Source organism: Stenotrophomonas sp. 62841_Sma (assembly GCF_056482945.1).
In genome coordinates this window covers 2,089,434-2,108,745 of record NZ_CM151224.1, presented here as the reverse complement: position 1 = coordinate 2,108,745, position 19,312 = coordinate 2,089,434, and the positions used below count along the sequence as shown (strand labels likewise).

Here is a 19,312-nt window from a genome sequence, read left to right as displayed (position 1 = left end):
GCTGGTTTCCCGAGGGTTGGCGGGATGGATCCGGTTGAGGGGGGCGCTGCAAGTACGTCCATGTAAGCTCGGTCGCCGCATCCATGCGGCTCACGCCCCCTCAACCGGACCCACCCCGCCTTCGACAGTTGGCCGCGATCTGCTGGATCTCGCTGGGAAACTGATCGGAACCGGCTTTTGTAGAGTCGAGCCATGCTCGACTGCTCCTCCCCACAAACGCAAAACGCCCACCAAGGGGCGGGCGTTCTGCTTTCAAATCAACAACCTGGCCCGACTCAGGGCAGACAGCGCACCTCGGCCTGCAGCGCGCCGCGCCGCAGGCATTCGCCGAACAGGCTGCCCTGCCGGCTCGGCAGGGACTGGATGTTTTCCAACGCCCCCGCACCTGCCGTGCACTTCTGCGAGGCCAAAGCCTGCAGGTCACTCTCCAGCTGCGCTCTGTCGATCACATGGCAACGATCAACCTGCAACCGGTACTGGTCCAGACCGATCCGCGTGCTGTGCAGCGCCGGGTCGCTCTGGCAGCCCGCCAGCAGGAGCACGCACAGCGCCCCTGCGGCGGCCCGCATCACGCCATTGCCTTGGACTGCTCCAGCTCCACCTGCAGGGTGCTGGCCAGCTCGTCGCGGGAGACTTCGAACTGCTGTTCGCGCAGCAGGTCCTTCACTGCCACCACGCCGCGCGCCAGCTCATCCTCACCCGCCAGCACCACGAAGCGGATGCCGGCCTTGGCCGCATACTGGAACTGCTTGCCGATCTTCTTCGGCTCCATCTGCACTTCGGTGTTGATGCCACCGGCACGCAGGCGGCGCGCAATGTCCAGCGACTGCGGCATGCCCTGCTCGTCCATCAGCGCCACCAGCGCCTGCACGCTGCTGGCTTCGATGCCGTCGATCAGGCCGGCCTCGCGCAGCTGCCAGAACAGGCGCGACAGGCCGATGGAGATACCGACGCCCGGCAGCTTCGACTTGCTGTAGTGGCTGGCCAGGTCTTCGTAGCGGCCGCCCGAGCAGATCGAGCCGATCTGCGGGTGGTCGGTCAGCGTGGTCTCGTACACGGTACCGGTGTAGTAATCCAGGCCGCGCGCGATGGAGAAGTTCAGGCAGTACGCGGTCTCCGGCACGCCCAGCGCCTGCACCAGCTGCAGCACTTCGCGCAGTTCGGCCACGCCGGCACGCAGGGTTTCCGACGATTCCGCCGCCGCTTCCAGCGCGGCCAGCTGCGCCAGCGCATCGTCGTGGCCCTTCGAACGCACGGCGACGAAGGCCAGGATCTTCTCGACCTGTTCGGCCGGAATCCCGAAGCCCTCGCCAACCAGCGTCTCGCGCACGTAGTCGGCGCCGCGCTTGTCCAGCTTGTCCACTTCGCGCAGCACCGCCAGCTGGCGTTCGCCTTCGGCCACGCCCAGGCTCTCGAAGTAACCACGCAGCAGATTGCGGTTGTTCAGCTGGATGCTGAAATCACCGATGCGCAGCTCCGAGAACACCGCATGGATGACCGCCAGCACTTCGGCGTCGTAACGCACGCTCAGGCTGTCCTTGCCGATCACATCGATGTCGCACTGGTAGAACTCGCGGAAACGACCGCGCTGGGCTCGCTCGCCGCGGTAGACGCGCTGCATCTGGTAACGGCGGAACGGGAAGGTCAGTTCGTGTTCGTGCTCGGCCACGTAGCGTGCCAGCGGCACGGTCAGGTCGAAGCGCAGCGCCATTTCCGGCAGCGAGCGGTCACCCGATTCGGCCGCGTTCGCCAGCGCGCCGGTGGACTGCACGAAGTACACCTGGCGCTCGGTCTCGCCACCGGACTTGGTCAGCAGCACGTCGGACAGCTCGAACACCGGCGTCTCCACCGGCAGGAACCCGAAGCGCTCGTAGTTGCGGCGGATGACGTCCAGCATGCGCTGGAACGCAATCTGCTCGCGCGGCAGCAGTTCAAGGGTGCCGGGCGGGGTACGGGGCTTGATCACGGGCGGAACTCCTGCTGGAACGGGACGTGGGAGGGGGCGACATTCTAGCGCCCCCGCCACGGGCAGGGTCGAACGGCCGCTTGAAGTATCATAAGGCCCTCCCCGCCCGCGATACGCCCACCGCAACATGTCACGGCCTTCCGGCGCTCCGCCCGCCACCAACGATCCCGCCTCGCCGTCCTGCGCCACGCTGGACTGCCTGCACTGCTCGGTTCGCCACCTTGCGGTGTGCTCGGCGCTGTCGCCCGATGAAGTGCAGGCGCTGGAGCAGGTCACCGTTTCGCAGCAGGTGACGATGGGCAGCACCCTGGCCCGCACCGGCGAGGAACGCCAGCATGTCTATACATTGACCGGCGGCGCACTGCGCCTGGTGCGCACCCTGGCCGACGGCCGCCGCCAGATCAACGGCTTCGTGCTGCCGGGCGACTACCTGGGCCTGAGTGGCAGCGACCACCATCGCTACGACATCGAGGCCATTGCCGACAGCCGCGTCTGCCGCGTCGCGCTGCCACAGATGAAGGCCCTGCGCAGCCGTTTCCCGCACCTGGAGCGCAAGCTGCTGCAGCGCGCCTGCCAGGAGCTGGATGCCGCACAGGATGCCGCGCTGGCACTGGCGCGCCTGCAGCCGGCCGAGAAGCTGGCCGATTTCCTGCTGCGCCTGGCCGCGCGCGAGGCCAAGCTGGGCGGCGACGGCCTGCGCGTATCGCTGCCGATGGGCCGCGGCGATATCGCCGACCATCTGGGCCTGACCATGGAAACGGTCAGCCGTACCTTCACCAAGCTGCGCCAGCAGGGGCTGATCGCCCTGCCCCACCTGAACGTGGTGGAGATCCTCGACGAGGACGGGCTGCGCACGTTGGCCGGTGAAGGATTGATCTGACCGCATCGCGGTCCGTGGGGTTGCCGGCCAGCGGCCTGCACTACCCGAATGCATTTCCCTGGTAGTGCCGGCCGCTGGCCGGCAACCGCGTCCCTCTCCGATCAGCGCAGCAGTACCTCACGCAACGCCGCGTAATCGGCCGCCAATGGCTCGGCGTGCGCCGGCCGCTGCAGCAACGCATCCAGCGCAGGCGGCACCGCCACCGTTTCGCCGATCAGCGGCTCGACCACGGCCTCGAACTTGGCCGGGTGCGCCGTGGCCACCACTGCCCAGTCGCCCTTGGCACCGCGCGCACGCAGGTCCTGCAGCACCTTCACCGCCGTCGCGGCATGCGGGCAGAACAGCTCGCCGCGGCTGGCATGCGCTGCCGCAATCGTCGCGCGGATGGTCACGTCATCCACCGCGAACGCACGGAACGCAGCACGCAGTTCCGCGTCGTCGCCGTGGTAGAGCCAGCGCAGTCGCTCGAAGTTGCTCGGCGCACCCACGTCCATTGCATTGGCCACCGTCGCCACACTGGCCTGCGGCTGGTACTCGCCGCCATTGAAGTACGCCGGCAGCACCGCATTGGCATTGGTGGCCAGCACGATCTGCCCGATCGGCACGCCCAGCGCGCGCGCCAGCACGGCCGCCATCGCATTGCCCAGGTTGCCGGTCGGCACCACCAGATTGAGCCGGCGACGATGCGCCGCGTAGTGGCTCAACGCCGCATGCGCGTAATAGCTCATCTGCGGTAGCAGTCGGCCCAGGCTGATGCTGTTGGCCGAGCTCAACGGCACCTGCGCCTGCAGTTCGCGGTCAGCCAGTGCCTGCTTGACCATCGCCTGGCAATCGTCGAACGCACCCGCCACACGCAGGGCCTGGATGTTGTCGCCGAAACAACCGAGCTGATGCGCCTGGCGCGGAGATACGCGGCCATCCGGATACAGCACCACCACGCGCACGCCCGGCTGGCGATGGAAGGCCGCTGCCACCGCAGCCCCCGTGTCGCCGGAGGTGGCGACGACAATCGTCAGATCGCGGTCCTTGCCGGCCTGCAACTGCGACAGCGTACCGGCCAGGAAGCGCGCGCCGATATCCTTGAACGCCGCCGTTGGCCCATGGAACAGCTCCAGCACATGGTCACCGTCGCCCAGCGGGCGCAGCGGTACCGGAAAGTCGAACGCCTCGCGGCAGATCGATGGCAGTGCAGACTCCAGCGCGTCGCCAGCAAAGAACGGCATCAGCAGATCGGCGGCGGTATCGGCCAGCGTCGCGCCGGCCTGCAGCTCACGTGGCGCCGGCAGCATCTGCGGAACGTACAGCCCACCATCAGGCGCCAATCCGGCGGCAATCGCCGCGCTGAGGCCAACGGCCGGAGACTGGCCGCGGGTCGAAACAAATTGCATGGGTTCGGTATCCAGTAAAGGGGAAGGATTCAGCACAAGCGGGCTCCCGGTGCATCCAGCGGCGACACCCAGGCATCGCTGTCGAAACCGGCGGCGGCAAATGCCGCCTGCACCGGTGCGGCAGCGGTGCGGGCCTGGTCGGCATCCTCGAACCAGGCGAACACGCTGGGTCCGGCACCGGAGATGCCCGCACCCATTGCATGGGCCGACAGCGCCGCATCGCGGGCTGCTTCGAAACCTGCAATCAGGCCGGCCCGCCGTGGTTCGACCAGCACATCGCGCAATCCAGCCCGCACCAGCGCCGCATCACTACGATGGCAACCGCTGAGCACCAGCGCGAGGTTCGCGCTCTGCGCCACGAACTCGCCCAGCGCATAGCTGCCCTGCAGCGCCTGGCGTGCGCGGCGCGTTTCCAGCACCGCGTGCGGATGCACCAACAGGCTGTGCCAGGTAGCCGGCACTGGAATCGGCAGCAGCCGATCGGCCGTGCACAGCGCAAGACCACCCAGCAGCAGCGGCCCCACGTTGTCACCGTGGCGGCCACCACTGGCCACCGCCTCGCCATCCAGCGCAAACGGATACAACGCCTCGCGCGACAGCGGCACATCCAGCAGCGCGTTGGCGGCGACCAGCGCCGCAACACTCGACGCTGCCGAACCGCCCATGCCGGAACCGAACGGAATGCCCTTGTCGATCTCCACCACGAAACCGAAGTCCAGGCCCAGCCCTGCGCGCAGCGACATCAACGCTGCACCCGCAGTGTTTCCAGCCGCATCCAGCGGCAACTCAATGGCACTGCCGCGGATCGCATCGATGCGCACCACGGGCTCATCGATGCGGCGCACGCTCACGGTATCGCCAATGCCGGCAATGGCATGGCCGAGAATATCGAAGCCCACCGCCACGTTGGCCACCGAGGCAGGCGCGAACGCACGTGCGATCACAGGCGCGCTCCTTCACCGGCCGCGACCCGCAGCAGGTCGGCAAACACACCGGCCGCGGTGACTTCCGGGCCGGCGCCCGGCCCCTGCACCACCAGCGGGTTGTCGCAGTAACGGCGGGTACGGAACTGGACCACGTTGTCGGTCAGCCGCAGGTTGGCGAAGGCATGATCGGCCGGCAGTTCCTGCAGGCCGACCGAGGCGCCGTCGGCACCCAGCCGTGCCACATAGCGCAGCACCGCCCCCCGCGCCCGCGCATCCTGCAGGCGTTGCAGCAGGCTGGCGTCGGACTCGCCCAGCCGCGCCATGAAGTCATCCACGCTGCCCTCGCGCAGCAGCGCCGGCACAAGGCTTTCCACTTCAACCTGCTCAAGGCTGAGCGCGTGGCCGGCTTCACGGGCGAGGATCACCAGCTTGCGCGCCACATCCACGCCTGAAAGATCATCGCGCGGGTCCGGCTCGGTGTAGCCCATCGACCGCGCCTGCGCGACCAACTGCGAGAACGGCTGGCTGCCATCGAAACGGTTGAACAGCCAGGCCAGCGTGCCGGAGAAGATGCCTTCAATCGCCAGCACCTCGTCACCGGTATCGACCAGATCGCGCAGCGTGGTGATCACCGGCAGGCCTGCGCCGACCGTGGCCTCGTAGCGGAAGCGCGCGCCACTGGCCGCCGCTGCAGCACGGATGCGCTGGTAACGCGGCAGCGGCCCGGCACCGGCCTGTTTGTTGGGGGTGACCACATGGATGCCGGCCGCCAGCCAGCCCTCATAACGCTCGGCCACCTCAGCACTGCCACTGCAGTCGATCACCACCGCATGCGGCAGGTGGGCGGCCAGCAGGTGCTCGGTGAAACGATCCAGATCGCTGGACTCACCTGCTTCCTGCAAGGCCTCCCGCCAGTCGGCGTGCAGGCCATCCACTTCCAGGCGCATGCGCGAACGCGAGGCCAGCGCGCGCAGGCGCAGATCCACATTGGCCTTGGCCAGCAGCTGCGGGCGTGCGGCAAGCAACTGGTCCAGCAGTGCGGCACCGACGTTGCCCGGCCCGATCACACCGACCGCAAAGGTCTGCGGCGACAGCCAGAAGCCGGCATGTGCAGCGCGCAAGGCACGGGTGGCATCGGCACTGTCCACCGCCACCGAAATGTTGCGTTCGGACGAGCCCTGCGCGATCGCCAGGATGTTCACCTGCGCACGGCCCAGCGCCTCGAACAGACGTGCGGCCACACCGGGCTGGCCGGCCATGCCGTCACCGACCGCGGCCAGCACGCTGAAGCCTTCGCTGACCTGCACGCGCTGCACCTGGCCCACCGACAGCTCATGCGCGAACGCATGCAGCAGCGCTTCGCGGCCACGGCCGGCTTCAGCAGCACGCACCACACAGCAGATCGAATGTTCCGACGACCCCTGCGAGATCATCACCACCGACACCTGCGCCTGGCGCAGGGCGGCGAACACGCGCTCTGCCGTACCCGGCACGCCGATCAGACCGGTGCCTTCCAGGTTCAGCAGGGCCAAGCCGGGGCTCAGGGTCAGGCCCTTCACCGGCCCACGCGGCGAGCGCTCGGCACTGATGCGCTTCCCCGGATGCGCCGGCTGGAACGTATTGCGGATGAAGATCGGCAGGCCAAGGCGGATCGCCGGCGACATCGTCTGCGGGTGCACCACCTTGGCGCCGAAATAAGCCAGCTCGCAGGCCTCGTCGTAGCTCAGCGACTCCAGCTGCACCGCCTCGGGCACCAGCCGCGGGTCGGCCGACAGCACGCCGTCGACATCGGTCCAGATGTGCAGTTCATCGGCGTTGAACAGCGCGGCGAAGATCGCGCCGGAGTAATCGCTGCCGTTGCGGCCGAGCGTGGTGATGCGGTCATGACGGTCACGGGCGACGAAGCCGGTGGCGACCAGGCGTGGCTGCGGATGCTGCAGGCGCCACTTGGCGAGGCGGTCGGCACTGGCTTCCCAGTCGACATCCACGCCCAGTTCGCCATGCCCCACCACCAGTACGTCGCGCGCATCCAGCACTGCACAGTCTGCGCCCAGCGCCTGCAGGTGCGTGCCGAGCAGCTGCGCGGAAAACACTTCACCCAGGCCCTGCACGCGGTCGAGTACTTCGCGTGGCAGCTCGCCGATCACCGCCAACGCCGCCAGCACGTCGGCCAGTTGATCGAAGCGGGCGTCGATCCATTCGACGGTCTCGCCCACCTGCTCGCCCAGCAGCGCCACAGCGGCGCCACGGTGGCGCGCGCGCAGCGCATGCCAGGCCTCGCGCCAGCCTTCATCGCCCTTGGCGGCCAGCTGCGCCAGTTCGATCAACGCGTCGGTGACCCCCTTCATCGCGGAGACGACAGTGACCTGCAGCGATTCGGGGCGGGCCAGCAGCAGGCCGGCAACATGGCGATAGCGTTCGGCATCGGCCACCGAGGTGCCGCCGAACTTGTGCACGACAGTGGACGGCGCAGCCAGATCGGCCGGGGCAACGGGATGGGCGGGGGCGTGGGAAGACATGCAGACCTCGGTAGGAGGCCCCGTCGCATGCAGGTGTCGAGTTTCCCCGCCACCTGGATGGTGCGGGGCCGTGGTTTTCGGGAGTTACACGAAGACGACGGGCCGCACCAGGGCAGTGGTGACGGTGGTGGTGGTAATGGTGGTGGTGGCGACCGGCGCAGTCGAACGGCCCGCGGTGGCGGGGGCGATCAGGCTGGCGTGGGCGGCATCAAGAACCATGACGCACAGAAAACACCGTGCGCCGGGCCGCTGTCAAGTGCTGCGATGCAAAAAATCGTTGCCGCGATCATCGGCCAACGTGCCGGCATTTGGTTGCATCTGAGACCAAGCGGCCATCAGTACGCTTGACGGCCGCATTCAGCCGGCATGTTCGGCGATCGCCCGTGGCGTGCGATGCGCATGCGCGCACAGCATCACGCCGGCCACCAGGAACACGATCGCCAGCGCTTCCAGCAGCGAGGGCCACCGCCGCTGCCAGGCAAAGGCATACAGCAGCGCGAACAGGGTTTCGAACACGATCATCTGCCCGGTCAGGGTCAACGGCAGCAGGCGGCTGGCACGGTTCCAGAACGCATTGCCAAGGATCGAGGCGACCACCGCTACACCCGCACTGATCGCCCAGAAACCACTCCACTGCGTCGCCGTGTGCCCGCCGGCGTGGCCGATGAAGGCCATCGGCACCAACAGCAGAGCCAGGCCGCCGGTGGTGACGCCCGTCAGCAGCGACCAGTCGTGGCTGGACAGGTCCGGTCGGCGCGCCAGCCAGCGGCTGTTGCCGATCGAGTACAACGCCCACGAGAACAGCGCGCCGAATGCGCACAGCAGGCCGATCAGGCGCTGCCGCCACGGGGTTGCCAGATGCTCGGACATCAGTGCTTCCCAGCCAACCAGTGCCACGCCCAGCACGCACAGCCCCAGTGCCGGCAGCAGCTGCTTCAGCGGTACAGCGCCCTGCTCGCGCACACCGACCAGGGTCACCACTACCGGAATCAAGCCGACGATCAAGGACGCCGCCGCACCGCCGGCCCACTGCACCGCCGTCGCCAGCAGCAGGAAATACACCAGGTTCCCGGCCAGGCTCAGCCACAGCAGGCCGATCCACTCGGCGCGGCCGAGCCGTGGCGCCAACCGCTTCCAGCGTGGCAGCAGCAGGGCTACGGCGATCAGGCCGTAGACCAGATAGCGACCGGCGGACAGTTGCAGGGCATTGAACGACTGCAGTACGGCGGGCGCGAGGAAAACCACGCCCCACAGTGCGCCAGCGGCAACGCCATTGGCGATGCCCAGGGCCATCGGGTTGTTGCGCATTCGGGTTCTTCGGGGGAGAGAACAGGCCGCGCAGTGTAAGCGCTGGCCGCTGGGCGCTCTTGACCGAGGCTACTGCCCTCCCGCCTTTGTAGCGTCGAGCCATGCTCGACTGCCGTTCGCGAGGTGGCCGGTGCAGAAGCCGTCGAGCATGGCTCGACGCTACAGTCCGGCGTTCCTGCGCCACGCGGCGGGGGTCTGCCCACACTCACGGCGCAGCGCGCGGGTCAGTGCGCTCTGCTCGGAATAGCCTGCGGCCAGCGCGATATCACTGATCGGCGCCGTGCTGGTGCGCAGCTGGTGCTTGGCCCAGCGCAACCGGCATGTACTGAGCCATGCCTGCGGGCTGAGCCCGAACTCACGCTGGAACAGCGCGTGCAACCGGCTCTCGCTGACCCCGACAGACGCGGCCATGCGCGCCACCGGCCACGCCTGGCCCGGATCGGCCTGCACTGCCGCACACAGTCCCTGCATGCGCGCGCCACTGCCGGCCGGTGCAAACACCTGCAGCAGCTGCGGCAGCAGGGCCGGCATCGGCTGCCCGTCCTGCACGCACGCCAGGCGTTGTCGCAGCGCATGCGGCAGGTGCAGCCAGCGCTGCCGGCACAGATGCTCCTGCGTGCCGTCATCAAGCACGCCGGGAGGACAATCGACGATCACGAAACCGTTCGGGCCGTCGGCCATCTGGTCATGCGCTTCGCCGGCCGCGACGAAAACCCCCTGCAGCAGGTCGAGGCGACCGCCGCGGCCTTCCATCTCGAAGTGCAGTTCGCCCTGCAGCGGCAGCACCCACTGCGCGTAGTCATGGCGGTCCAGGCCGGTGGCCTGGCCGTAGTGCCGCAGGTGGAAGATGGCGCCCATCCGCGCAGTGTGCGCGTGTAACAACGGCCGTGCAAACCGCTGCTATAGTCGATCCGTCATCCAACGCAGGGAGTGCAGGACATGACCCATCGGCAGGTGTCACTGGTGCTCGCCAGCAGCCTCGGCCTGGTGCTCGCAGCTTCGGTCTCCGCACAGGAGCGTACGCCCCCGGCCCCGCACTGCATGGACGCGGTCGGCGTGCAGGAAGTGGAGCAGGCATCACCGCGCTCGATCGCACTGCGCGCCGCCTCCGGACAGGCCTATCGCATCGACTTCAGCGAGGATTGCCCCGGCGTCCGTGGCGCTACCTCGCTGAAGCTGGAAGCACCTGCCGGCTGGGCCTGTGGTCGTCCCAGCGAACGCGTCGTGGTCGACGGCCGCCACTGCGGCATCACCGCGGTCACCCCGCTGCAGGATCGCGACTACGCCAGCGTCGCCCGCGACAGCGACCGCCTGCGCACGGCTACCCTGCCCGCCGTGACCATCCGCGAGCGCAGGGAAATCCGCCGCAGCTTCGGCGGCTCACCGTCGTACTGCTTTGCCACCCGCAACGTGCGTGCCTGGTCATCCGACCCGCAGGGCGTGCTGGTGGAGACCAATCCGCGCCGCAATGGCGGCCACCGCTACTACCGGGTCGAACTCGGCAGCCACTGCCGCCAGCTCGACCGTGCGCCGCAGCTGAGCTTCCACTCGGGCCTGCAGAACGGCCTGATCTGTGGCAATCCCGGCGATCGGATCATGACTGCCGAGTTCGAGACAGACGATCTGCGCGGTGAAAGCATCGCCCCGCTGCCGCAGTACACCCGCGGCAGCTGCGCGATCCAGGCGGTCTACCCGGCCTCCAGCCAGGCGTCGAACTAACCGTCGACGCCGAGGAAGGTGAACGGTGCGCTGGGCACGAACTGGCCCAGTGCATCGCCGGCAAAGGTATTGCGCTGGTCCTTGCCAAGATCGAGCTTGAGCACCTGGCCGCCGAAATCGACCTTGTTCAGATCGACCCAGAAGGTGTTCGGGGTCAACGCCGACTCGAAGAAGTACAGCCGCCGCTTGTGATCAGCCACCGTGCGCCAGCGCGTGGATGAGATGTTCGGCTCACCCGGCGTGGTGATGCCATACGGCACCGACGCATTGCGGATCACGCTGAACACACTGGCCAGGGCCTCCACCGGATCTTCGGCCTTGGGTATGGCGTTGATGTAGAACGAGGCGCGCGCGAAACGATCGGCGGAGCGGTTGGTGCCCGGCAGCATCACCGTGCCACCGATCTGCTGCCAGTAACTGTTGAGGGCCAGCTGCTGCTCGAAGATCGGCGAGTTGGTCATCACCTGATAGCGCCGGTCATGGTGAATCACCTGGCGACCGCCGATGTACTCGACGATGGCGCTGTCGCCGGTGGCATCGGACAGCGACAAGTGCAGCGTCGCCTGGCGGTCTTCGCCCGGCACCTTGTCGGTGACGATCGAGTACGGCTCACGCTTGAGCGCCGCGACCGCCTCGTCCACGGTGGCGAAATTGTCCAGCACATACTGCGCCCACAGCGAGATCGCCAGTCCCGGCTTGTTGCCACGCTGCTGCGGATACTCCGATTCCACCAGCCACAGCAGGTTGGCCACCAGCCCCTTCTCGTTCATGCCATCGGTGGTCGACACGTCGTAGCCGGTGGCCACCACGCTGCCGTAGCGCGCAGTCCAGGCCAGCGATTTCGGACCGGCCAGGCCGGTGCGTGCGATGCCACGCGGCAACACGTAGAGGTTGGTCGCCACATCGACCTTCCAGTCCATCGAGCGCGCAGTGATCACATCGCCGTTGTCGCCCCGATACACCGCACGCGTGCAGGCCAGTGCCGGCGTGATCGCAGATGCCAGCGCCATGGCCAGCATTGCCTTTCCCTTCCACTTCATCCGTGCCATGTCGTTACGCTCCTTTCCCCGTGGTCCGTCGATCTGACCCGATCCATGGTGACACAGGGGTGAAGCCTCAGCGCACGAAGCGATCCTGCAGCCAGAAGCCCACCACCATGGCAGGCACGAACCACAGTGCTTCACGCGATGCGACAGCCAGCCCGGCGATGGCCGGTCCGGGGCAGTAACCAGCCCATCCCCAGCCGATACCGAACAGTGCAGCACCCAGCAGCAGGCGAGCATCGACATCACGTGCACTGGGTAGCTGGAAGCGCAGCGCGAACCACGGCTGCGCGCGTCGCAGTACCCAGCGCTGCCCGACGGCACTGACCAGCAGTGCCGAGCCCAGCACCCACATCAACGTCGGATCAAAATCACCGGCCACATCGAGGAAGCCGAGCACGCGACGCGCGTCGGTCATCCCGGAAAGCGCCAGCCCAGCGCCAAACAGCGCACCCGCCGTAGCGGCGGCCCATACCCCGCGGCTCATGCCAGGCCTCCGCCGTGACGGACCAGGAACGTGGTCAGCATCGCGCAGGCCATGAACACCAGCACTGCCAGCAGCGAGCGCTTCGAGCCGCGGGCCATGCCACAGACGCCATGACCACTGGTACAACCACTCCCCAGGCGCGTGCCGAAGCCCACCAGCAGGCCGGCGCCGATCAACTGCCAGGCGGGCAAGGCATCGCGCAGCAGCACACGTGGCGAGGCCTCGGGCAGCGACTGCCACCACAGCACCAGCCCCGCTGCTGCGAGCAGCCCCAGCAGGAATGCCCAGCGCCAGCCACGCTCGCCTTCCGCTGCGCGCAGGCTGCCCGCAGCGATCCCGCTGATACCCGCCACGCGCCCCACAGTGGCGAGCAGCAACACCGCGGCGGCGCCGATCAGCGCTCCGCCAGCCACCGCAGTCCATGGCAGGTTCATGCCCTGCCCTCTTTCACGCCGCTCATGGGATTGCCCTTTGATTTAGATTTATCTAAATTAGATACTTCTAAACAAAAAGGTCAACCATGGCCCGCACCCCGCTCGACAGCGCCGCCATGGCCGAACACGCCGCCGAGGCTGCAGCCCTGCTCAAAAGCCTGGCCCATCCTGCGCGGCTGCGCGTGCTGTGCCGCCTGGTCGAAGGTGAGGCACCAGTACCGGAACTGCAGGCATTGACCGGCCTCAGCGCATCGGCGCTGTCACAGCATCTGGCGGTGTTGCGCGAACTGGATATCGTCGCGACGCGTCGCGAAGCGCAGGCCATCCACTACCGCGTGATTGAAGGGCCCGCACTGGGCGTGCTGCAGGCGCTGCATGCCGCCTACTGCGGCGGCACTTCGCGTTGACGCTCAGCCGGCGTGCAGGGCGGGCTGCACGACGTTGTCGAGCAGATCCACCGGGGTCGGCGCCGAACGATCACCTTCCAGCGCCCGGCTGAAACCCGACCAGTCGCTGGCCGACAGCTGGCGCAGCAGCGCCGCATCCACCGGCAACGCGCGCATCGACCAGTACGGAAACTGACGCTGGCCCAGGCGGCCGCGCGCCAGCTCGATGATGTCGACATGGCTGCCGGCCTGCAGGATGCGCTCGTACACCGAATCGATACCGTCCGGCGGCCCCTCGATGTACTGCAGGAATCGCCCGCCGTCATGCAGCAGCACACCGGTCACGCCCGCCATCTTGTTGAAGCGGGCGGCATCGTCGACCAGCGCCTGCAACCGTTCAGCGGAAAGATCCGGCAACGCCTGGCTGACGTAGGCGATGGCACGCAGTGGCATGGTGCTTCCTTGACAAGATGTACACCCACGGTAGCAGTTGCGGACGAGTCCGTCTCAGTGCACGTGATTGTTTCCTGAAGAATTCAGTTTGCCGCTGCAGGCAGCCCTTCTGCGCGTCTCGGCAGCAGGGCTTCGAACACCACCTGCCCGGCCTCGTTGCGCGCTGCGATGCGCCCTCCGTGCGCGCGCACGAACTGATCGACGATATACAGGCCCAGCCCCAGGCCCTTGCTCTGGTGGAAGCTGGCCTTGAACGGTTCGAACAGCCGCGGCAGCAGCGCGTCGTCGATCCGGCCGGCATTGCTGACCCGCAGCAGCACGTTGCGCGGATCGCGCCCGTCCACCTCCACCCTCGCCTCGCTGCCATGGGTGAGCGCGTTGCCGACCAGATTGGCGGCAACCTGGCCGAGACGGTCCAGATCGCCCTGCAGCCGCGTATCGCCGTGCATGTCCAGATGGATCCGGTCCGCGCCATGCGCGCTGCCCGCTTCGGCCACCACCGCGCGGGTCACGTCGGCCAGATCGCAGGCACTGGCCTGCAGACGCAGGCCACCGCTGCGGATCCGCGAGAAGTCCAGCAGCTGTTCGACCATGCGTGCCATGCGCAGAGTGCTTGCCTCCAGGTACTGCAGGGTCTGCTGCGCGCCCGCATTGTCCTGCGGGATCTCCAGCGCCAGCTTGTCACTGCACAGCAGGATCGCCGACAGCGGCGTGCGCAGATCGTGGGTCAGCACCGCCGCCATTGTTTCGTTGAGCTTGAGCGCGCGTTCCAGCGCCTCGTTGCGCGCCTTCAGCAGCTGCCGCTGCTGGTACAGCTCAATGAAGACGTTGACCTTGCTCAGGATCACCTGCGGCGCCACCGGCTTGTGCAGGAAATCGACCGCACCGCTCTCGTAGCCCTTGAACACGCGCAGGGGATCATCCGGGGAGGCGGTCAGGAAGATGATCGGCACGTCGCGGCTGCGATGCGAACCGCGCATCAGTTCGGCCAGGGTGAAGCCATCGATCTCCGGCATGTGCACGTCCAGCAGGGCCAGTGCCACCTCGTGCTCGAGCAGCAGCTCCAACGCCTGCGCGCCGGAGCCGGCCAGCAGCAGATTCACGCCTTCGCGCTGCAGCAGCGCCTGCATGGCCACCAGGTTCTGCGGCACGTCATCGACGATCAGCAGGTTGACCGGGGACTGCGACTGCGCAGGGTCCGGTGGCAGCAGGTTCATGCAAACAACTCCTTCAGGCGACGACACATCAGTTCAAGGGGCAGCACGGCATCGGCGCCGGCGTACTGCAGGGCGGAGGCCGGCATCATCGACGCCTCGGCTTCCTCGGGACATTGCAGCCAGGCACGGCCACCGGCACGGCGCACGGCGGCAACGCCCTCGCTTCCATCACTGCTGGCACCGGTCAGCAGCAGGGCCAATACCCGCCTGCCGAACACCGCAGCAGCGGAGTCGAACAGCGGATCGATGGCCGGACGGGAGAACAGCACCGGCGCATCCACCGACAACGCCACTGCCCCCTCGTCCTCCACCAGCAGGTGGTAATCCGGCGGCGCGAACGTCACCGTGCCCGGCCGCAGCGGTTGCTTGTCCTCGGCTTCACGCACCGGCAGCGCGCAGTACGGCGCCAGCACCTCGGCGATGCGGCTGGTGCGGTCACGCGGCAGGTGCAGCACGGCCAGTACCGGCACCTGCAGCGTCGCCGGCAGCGCACCGAGTACCGCCTGCAGGGCCGCCACGCCACCGGCAGACGCGCCGATCACCAGCACGGCAGGACGCGCCGGCAGGGCCATCAGGCCACCTTCCGGTACAGGCGGTGCTCGCGCGAACAGACCTCGAAGGCGTCATGGTGGCATCCGAACTGCAGCGATTCCTTGCTGCCAAGACCGAGGAAGCCCCGGTGCACCAGCGCTTCGCGGAACAGACCGACAGCGCGGTCCTGCAGGTCGCGGTTGAAATAGATCAGCACGTTGCGGCACGACACCAGGTGTACTTCGGAGAACACGGTATCGGTGGCCAGGCTGTGGTCGGCGAACACCACGTTGCGACGCAACTGGCGGTCGAACACCGCGCCGTCGTAGGCCGTGGCGTAGTAGTCGGACAGCGACGCCGTGCCACCGGCCGCCAGGTAGTTGCGGCTGAACTGGGCCATCCGGTCGATGCCATAGGCGCCCGCCTCGGCGGTGGCCAACGCGGCCGGATTGATGTCAGTGGCATAGACGATGCTGCGATCAAGCAGGCCTTCCTCATGCAGGAGGATCGCCAGCGACCACACTTCCTCACCGGTGCTGCAACCGGCCACCCACAGCTTCACCGAGGGATAGGTGCGCAGTACCGGCACCACCTGCTCGCGCAGTTCACGGAAGTACGCGGGATCACGGAACATCTCCGAGACCTGCACGGTGAAGAACTGCATGGCCTGGGCGAACAGCTCCGGCTCGTGCAGCAGCCGGTACTGCAGGTCGACCAGCCGTTCGCACTCATAGCGCTGCATCGCCTGGCGCATGCGCCGGCGCAGCGACGACACCGCATAGCTGCGGAAATCGTAGTGGTAGCGCTGGTACAGCGCCTCCAGAAGGACCTTCAGTTCCAGGTCGAACAATGCCTGTTCGTTCATTGCCGCGAGCACCAGACCCGGCACAGCGACACCAGCTTGTCGACGTCGATGGGCTTGGCGATGTAGTCGTTGGCACCGGCCTGCAGGCAACGCTCGCGGTCATCGGGCATGGCCTTGGCGGTCAGCGCGATGATCGGCAGGTCCTGCAGGTGACGTTGCGCGCGGATCTCGCGCATCGCGGCCAGGCCGTCCTTCTCCGGCATCATGATGTCCATCAGCACCAGGTCGACCTCGCGCTCGGCCAGGCGATCCACCGCTTCCTGGCCGTTGCGCGCGATCTCCAGCGTCACGCCCAGCGGCTCAAGCACGCTGGACAGCGCGAAGATGTTGCGCACGTCATCCTCGGCCAGCAAAACAGTACGGCCATCGAGCACGGTGTCGCGACGGCGGGCCTCGCGCAACAGGCGCTGCTGGTCGGTGGGCAGGCTGGCTTCCACGCTGTGCAGGAACAGGGTGACCTCATCCAGCAGGCGTTCGGGCGAACGCGCGCCCTTGATGATGATGCTCTTCGAATAGCGGCGCAGGCGCTGCTCTTCCTCGCGGCCGAGCGCGCGACCGGTATAGACGATCACCGGCGGGAAGCCGACATCATCATTGCCGGCCATGTGCTCGAGCAGGTCGTAGCCGCTGCCGTCGGGCAGCGACAGGTCCATCACCATGCAGTCGAAGGTGACCGTGCTGAGCTGCTCCAGCGCGCCGGCCAGCGTTCCCACTGCAACGATCTGCAGCTGATCACGGCCCAGCAACAGTTCCAGGTTGTGGCGCAGCTCGCTGTCGTCCTCGACGATCAGCAGGCGCCGCACGTCGCGCTGGCTGGTCTGTTCCAGCTGTTCGATGGCCGTCACCAGCCGCTCGCGCGTGGTCGGCTTGATCGCGAAACCAATCGCACCCAGCTCGCGCGCCACCTGGCTGCGGTCCATCGCCGAAACCACGTGCACCGGGATATGCCGGGTATCGGGGTTGCGCTTCAGGCGCTCCAGCACACTCAGGCCGGACACGTCCGGCAGGCCGATATCGAGCAGGATGCCGTTGGGGCGCAGTTCGCTGGCCAGGGTCAGTGCCTCTTCGGCAGTCCCGGCCACCACGCAGTCGAAGTCCAGTTCATGGGCCAGGGCCACCAGCGCTTCGGCGAAGGTGGCGTCGTCCTCGACGGCCAGGATCAAGCGGCCGGCGCGTTGGCGACGGCCGCGGTCATCGGCCACGCTGGCGGTGACGGGCGCCACGGATGCAACGGTCGGTGCGACAGCGGTGCGCGCAGCGATCGGCGGCGCAGGCTGCGGCGCAGGCGCTGTTGAGGCGGCGGCAGGCACTTCGCCCGGTTCCGAAACCGGCGCGCCCTGCAACGGCAGTTCCAGGATGAAGCAGCTGCCACGACCCGGTTCACTGTCGACCTGGATGCTGCCACCCATGCGCTCGGCCAGATCGCGCGAGATCGACAGGCCCAGGCCGGTGCCACCGTAACGGCGGCGGGTGCTGCCATCGGCCTGGCGGAAGGCTTCGAAGATGACCTGCAGCTGCTCGCGGGCAATGCCGATACCGCTGTCGCAGACCTCGAAACGGATGCGTCCTTGACCGCCCGCACGCACGTGCAGGCTGACCTTGCCATGCTCGGTGAACTTCACCGCATTGGCCAGCAGGTTCTTCAGGATCTGCTGCAGGCGCTGGCTGTCGACCACCAGCTGGCTGGGGGCCAGCGCATCGGCCTCGATCTGCAGGGCCAGGCCCTTCTGGCGCGCCATCGGTTCGAACGTCTCACGCAGGCGCTGCAGTACGCTGCCCGTCACCACCACTTCATCGGCCAGCTCGACGTGGCCGGCCTCGATGCGCGACAGGTCCAGGATGTCATTGATCAGCGCAAGCAGATCGTTGTTGGACGACAGGATCGCGCGCGCATACTTCACCTGTTCTTCGGTGAGCGTGCCGTCCTTGTTGTCGGCCAGCAGCTTGGCCAGGATCAGCGAGCTGTTCAGCGGCGTGCGCAGTTCATGCGACATGTTGGCCAGGAACTCGGACTTGTAGCGCGAGGTGGCGGCCAGTTCGTTGCTGTTGCGCACCAGCTGGCTCTGCGCGACCAGCAGCGCCTGCTTCTGCGCCTCCAGCTCGTGGGTGCGCTCCTCCAGCTGGACGTTGCTCTGTTCCAGCTCGGCCTGCTGCTCTTCCAGATGGGTCTGCGAGTGCTGCAGGCTGCGGCTCTGCTCTTCCAGTTCCTCATTGGCCACGCGCAGCTCTTCCTGCTGGGCCTGCAGTTCCTCACCCTGGCGCTGGGATTCCTCCAGCAGTACCACCAGTTGTGCGCGCAACAGCGAGGCACGCAGCGCCATGCCGATGGTCTCGGCACAGCGCTCCAGCAGCTCGATATCGAGTCGATCCTGTTCGCCGGCGCGGGTGCGTCCCAGTTCAATGATGCCCACCACCGCACCATCGCTGCTGATCGGCGCCAGGATGCGCTCGCGCACCGGCAACCGCCCCAGGCTGGTCTGCAGCTCAAGCACCGCATCATCTCCCCCATGCAGGTGGCGGATGCGTTCGTCCCGTGCCACCTGCCCGGCCACGCCCTCCTGCAATGCCAGCGACGCCGGCATACCGGACGGCAACGCCAGACCGCCGGTCAGCTGCAGTCTTCCCCCTTCCAGACGGTAGACGGCGGCGACGTCGGCCTGCAGCTGGGCCCCCAGGCTGGTTGCCGCCGCCTCGGCGATCTGCTCCGGACCCAGATCACCGCGCAGGCTCATCGCCACCGCGTTCTCGGCCTCCTGCAGCCACAGCGCGCGCATCGCGTCGCGCCGCGCCTGGATGGCGCGGGAGACGATCAGCGCGATCATCAGGAACGCACACCCGCCAATGCTGCGGTTGACGAACGAGAACGCCGAGTTGGAGCTGGCCGGGGCAACGTTGTAGCCGATGATCAACAGGATGCAGGCGACGACGGCCACGATGAACGGCGCACGTGCACTGCGCTGGAACAGCGTGACGCCGACAGCGAGGAAATACGCCAGCCAGACGGCATAGCCCAGCGGAACCACCAGTTCCAACGCAATGGTCGCTGCCAGCAGTACGGCGGAGGTCATCCAGATCCAGCGGTCACGCGTAGTCGCACCAGGACGCATGCAGGTCGGTTCCAGAGCACAAAGGGTGGGTGATGGTACTCCGTGTCGTATTCAGCCGCACAGGACCATTGGCACGTGCCGCG

The 19,312-nt window shown here is 67.5% G+C and carries 19 protein-coding genes; 3 read left to right on the top strand and 16 right to left on the bottom strand.

Annotation, left to right across the window (positions count from 1 at the left end; all coding sequences use genetic code 11):
• Nucleotides 1-275: 275 nt before the first annotated feature.
• The gene (locus ACZK5G_RS09910; protein WP_478466238.1) at nucleotides 276-569 is read right to left on the bottom strand and encodes a hypothetical protein; all 294 of its coding nucleotides are present in this window, start codon (nucleotides 567-569) and stop codon (nucleotides 276-278) included.
• On the bottom strand, nucleotides 569-1,966 hold the full coding sequence (hisS, locus tag ACZK5G_RS09905; RefSeq protein ID WP_478466236.1) for a histidine--tRNA ligase: 1,398 nt from the start codon (nucleotides 1,964-1,966) through the stop codon (nucleotides 569-571). Before hisS ends, ACZK5G_RS09910 begins: the two co-directional genes overlap by 1 nt.
• A gap of 127 nt (nucleotides 1,967-2,093) precedes the next feature.
• Between hisS and ACZK5G_RS09900 the strand changes: the two genes are divergently transcribed.
• On the top strand, nucleotides 2,094-2,846 hold the full coding sequence (locus ACZK5G_RS09900; RefSeq protein WP_478466234.1) for a Crp/Fnr family transcriptional regulator: 753 nt from the start codon (nucleotides 2,094-2,096) through the stop codon (nucleotides 2,844-2,846).
• Between the two features lie 101 nt (nucleotides 2,847-2,947).
• On the opposite strand, the gene thrC is transcribed toward ACZK5G_RS09900, so the two are convergent.
• The 6 genes from thrC to ACZK5G_RS09870 form a co-directional block, all read right to left on the bottom strand.
• Complete coding sequence (gene thrC, locus ACZK5G_RS09895) at nucleotides 2,948-4,234, bottom strand: threonine synthase (protein WP_478466232.1); 1,287 nt, start codon at nucleotides 4,232-4,234, stop codon at nucleotides 2,948-2,950.
• Nucleotides 4,235-4,263: 29 nt separating this feature from the next.
• On the bottom strand, nucleotides 4,264-5,178 hold the full coding sequence (locus ACZK5G_RS09890; protein WP_478466230.1) for a homoserine kinase: 915 nt from the start codon (nucleotides 5,176-5,178) through the stop codon (nucleotides 4,264-4,266).
• Nucleotides 5,175-7,679, bottom strand: a complete 2,505-nt coding sequence (gene thrA, locus ACZK5G_RS09885; protein ID WP_478466229.1) for a bifunctional aspartate kinase/homoserine dehydrogenase I — start codon at nucleotides 7,677-7,679, stop codon at nucleotides 5,175-5,177. The genes ACZK5G_RS09890 and thrA overlap by 4 nt, the downstream gene beginning before the upstream one ends.
• A gap of 84 nt (nucleotides 7,680-7,763) precedes the next feature.
• Complete coding sequence (locus tag ACZK5G_RS09880; protein WP_005413160.1) at nucleotides 7,764-7,898, bottom strand: hypothetical protein; 135 nt, start codon at nucleotides 7,896-7,898, stop codon at nucleotides 7,764-7,766.
• 138 nt (nucleotides 7,899-8,036) lie between these two features.
• Nucleotides 8,037-8,987 (bottom strand): DMT family transporter, encoded by a 951-nt coding sequence (locus ACZK5G_RS09875; protein ID WP_478466227.1) that lies wholly within the window; start codon nucleotides 8,985-8,987, stop codon nucleotides 8,037-8,039.
• Nucleotides 8,988-9,146: 159 nt separating this feature from the next.
• Entirely contained in the window at nucleotides 9,147-9,845 is a 699-nt protein-coding gene (locus ACZK5G_RS09870; protein WP_478466225.1) for a helix-turn-helix domain-containing protein, read from the bottom strand.
• An 81-nt stretch (nucleotides 9,846-9,926) separates the two neighbouring features.
• On the opposite strand from ACZK5G_RS09870, the gene ACZK5G_RS09865 reads away from it, so the two are divergent.
• Nucleotides 9,927-10,706 carry a DUF6491 family protein gene (locus tag ACZK5G_RS09865; RefSeq protein ID WP_478466224.1) on the top strand — a complete coding sequence of 260 codons (780 nt, stop codon included), beginning with the start codon at nucleotides 9,927-9,929 and terminating at the stop codon, nucleotides 10,704-10,706.
• Here the strand turns inward: ACZK5G_RS09865 and ACZK5G_RS09860 are convergent.
• From ACZK5G_RS09860 to ACZK5G_RS09850, 3 genes are all read right to left on the bottom strand, one after another.
• Entirely contained in the window at nucleotides 10,703-11,755 is a 1,053-nt protein-coding gene (locus ACZK5G_RS09860) for a linear amide C-N hydrolase (RefSeq protein WP_032127421.1), read from the bottom strand. The two genes, ACZK5G_RS09865 and ACZK5G_RS09860, sit on opposite strands and share 4 nt — an antisense overlap.
• Before the next feature lie 67 nt (nucleotides 11,756-11,822).
• Nucleotides 11,823-12,236: a DUF6691 family protein gene (locus ACZK5G_RS09855; protein WP_478466222.1), complete on the bottom strand. Its 414-nt coding sequence runs from the start codon at nucleotides 12,234-12,236 to the stop codon at nucleotides 11,823-11,825.
• Nucleotides 12,233-12,670, bottom strand: a complete 438-nt coding sequence (locus tag ACZK5G_RS09850) for a YeeE/YedE family protein (protein ID WP_032127423.1) — start codon at nucleotides 12,668-12,670, stop codon at nucleotides 12,233-12,235. Before ACZK5G_RS09850 ends, ACZK5G_RS09855 begins: the two co-directional genes overlap by 4 nt.
• Nucleotides 12,671-12,756: 86 nt before the next feature.
• On the opposite strand from ACZK5G_RS09850, the gene ACZK5G_RS09845 reads away from it, so the two are divergent.
• A complete protein-coding gene (locus ACZK5G_RS09845) occupies nucleotides 12,757-13,077 on the top strand; it encodes an ArsR/SmtB family transcription factor (protein ID WP_049398524.1) in 321 nt (106 codons plus the stop codon).
• A gap of 3 nt (nucleotides 13,078-13,080) precedes the next feature.
• Here ACZK5G_RS09845 and ACZK5G_RS09840 read toward each other — a convergent pair whose 3' ends face one another.
• From ACZK5G_RS09840 to ACZK5G_RS09820, 5 genes are all read right to left on the bottom strand, one after another.
• Nucleotides 13,081-13,509: a BLUF domain-containing protein gene (locus tag ACZK5G_RS09840; protein ID WP_032127425.1), complete on the bottom strand. Its 429-nt coding sequence runs from the start codon at nucleotides 13,507-13,509 to the stop codon at nucleotides 13,081-13,083.
• Nucleotides 13,510-13,592: 83 nt separating this feature from the next.
• Nucleotides 13,593-14,726 (bottom strand): hybrid sensor histidine kinase/response regulator, encoded by a 1,134-nt coding sequence (locus ACZK5G_RS09835; RefSeq protein ID WP_279912091.1) that lies wholly within the window; start codon nucleotides 14,724-14,726, stop codon nucleotides 13,593-13,595.
• Complete coding sequence (locus tag ACZK5G_RS09830; protein ID WP_049398526.1) at nucleotides 14,723-15,298, bottom strand: chemotaxis protein CheB; 576 nt, start codon at nucleotides 15,296-15,298, stop codon at nucleotides 14,723-14,725. The genes ACZK5G_RS09835 and ACZK5G_RS09830 overlap by 4 nt, the downstream gene beginning before the upstream one ends.
• A complete protein-coding gene (locus ACZK5G_RS09825) occupies nucleotides 15,298-16,122 on the bottom strand; it encodes a CheR family methyltransferase (RefSeq protein WP_032127427.1) in 825 nt (274 codons plus the stop codon). Before ACZK5G_RS09825 ends, ACZK5G_RS09830 begins: the two co-directional genes overlap by 1 nt.
• Nucleotides 16,119-19,229, bottom strand: coding sequence for a response regulator (locus tag ACZK5G_RS09820; protein ID WP_478466220.1), 3,111 nt, complete (start codon nucleotides 19,227-19,229; stop codon nucleotides 16,119-16,121). Before ACZK5G_RS09820 ends, ACZK5G_RS09825 begins: the two co-directional genes overlap by 4 nt.
• Nucleotides 19,230-19,312 lie beyond the last annotated feature (83 nt).

Bases quoted from the DNA above. Each gene is read 5' to 3' on its own strand.
- ACZK5G_RS09910 (WP_478466238.1), bottom strand. From the start codon at position 569: ATGCGGGCCGCCGCAGGGGCGCTGTGCGTGCTCCTGCTGGCGGGCTGC.
- ACZK5G_RS09900 (WP_478466234.1), top strand. From the start codon at position 2,094: ATGTCACGGCCTTCCGGCGCTCCGCCCGCCACCAACGATCCCGCCTCG.
- thrC (WP_478466232.1), bottom strand. From the start codon at position 4,234: ATGCAATTTGTTTCGACCCGCGGCCAGTCTCCGGCCGTTGGCCTCAGC.
- thrA (WP_478466229.1), bottom strand. From the start codon at position 7,679: ATGTCTTCCCACGCCCCCGCCCATCCCGTTGCCCCGGCCGATCTGGCT.
- ACZK5G_RS09880 (WP_005413160.1), bottom strand. From the start codon at position 7,898: ATGGTTCTTGATGCCGCCCACGCCAGCCTGATCGCCCCCGCCACCGCG.
- ACZK5G_RS09875 (WP_478466227.1), bottom strand. From the start codon at position 8,987: ATGCGCAACAACCCGATGGCCCTGGGCATCGCCAATGGCGTTGCCGCT.
- ACZK5G_RS09870 (WP_478466225.1), bottom strand. From the start codon at position 9,845: ATGGGCGCCATCTTCCACCTGCGGCACTACGGCCAGGCCACCGGCCTG.
- ACZK5G_RS09865 (WP_478466224.1), top strand. From the start codon at position 9,927: ATGACCCATCGGCAGGTGTCACTGGTGCTCGCCAGCAGCCTCGGCCTG.
- ACZK5G_RS09860 (WP_032127421.1), bottom strand. From the start codon at position 11,755: ATGGCACGGATGAAGTGGAAGGGAAAGGCAATGCTGGCCATGGCGCTG.
- ACZK5G_RS09855 (WP_478466222.1), bottom strand. From the start codon at position 12,236: ATGAGCCGCGGGGTATGGGCCGCCGCTACGGCGGGTGCGCTGTTTGGC.
- ACZK5G_RS09850 (WP_032127423.1), bottom strand. From the start codon at position 12,670: ATGAACCTGCCATGGACTGCGGTGGCTGGCGGAGCGCTGATCGGCGCC.
- ACZK5G_RS09845 (WP_049398524.1), top strand. From the start codon at position 12,757: ATGGCCCGCACCCCGCTCGACAGCGCCGCCATGGCCGAACACGCCGCC.
- ACZK5G_RS09840 (WP_032127425.1), bottom strand. From the start codon at position 13,509: ATGCCACTGCGTGCCATCGCCTACGTCAGCCAGGCGTTGCCGGATCTT.
- ACZK5G_RS09835 (WP_279912091.1), bottom strand. From the start codon at position 14,726: ATGAACCTGCTGCCACCGGACCCTGCGCAGTCGCAGTCCCCGGTCAAC.
- ACZK5G_RS09830 (WP_049398526.1), bottom strand. From the start codon at position 15,298: ATGGCCCTGCCGGCGCGTCCTGCCGTGCTGGTGATCGGCGCGTCTGCC.
- ACZK5G_RS09825 (WP_032127427.1), bottom strand. From the start codon at position 16,122: ATGAACGAACAGGCATTGTTCGACCTGGAACTGAAGGTCCTTCTGGAG.
- ACZK5G_RS09820 (WP_478466220.1), bottom strand. From the start codon at position 19,229: ATGCGTCCTGGTGCGACTACGCGTGACCGCTGGATCTGGATGACCTCC.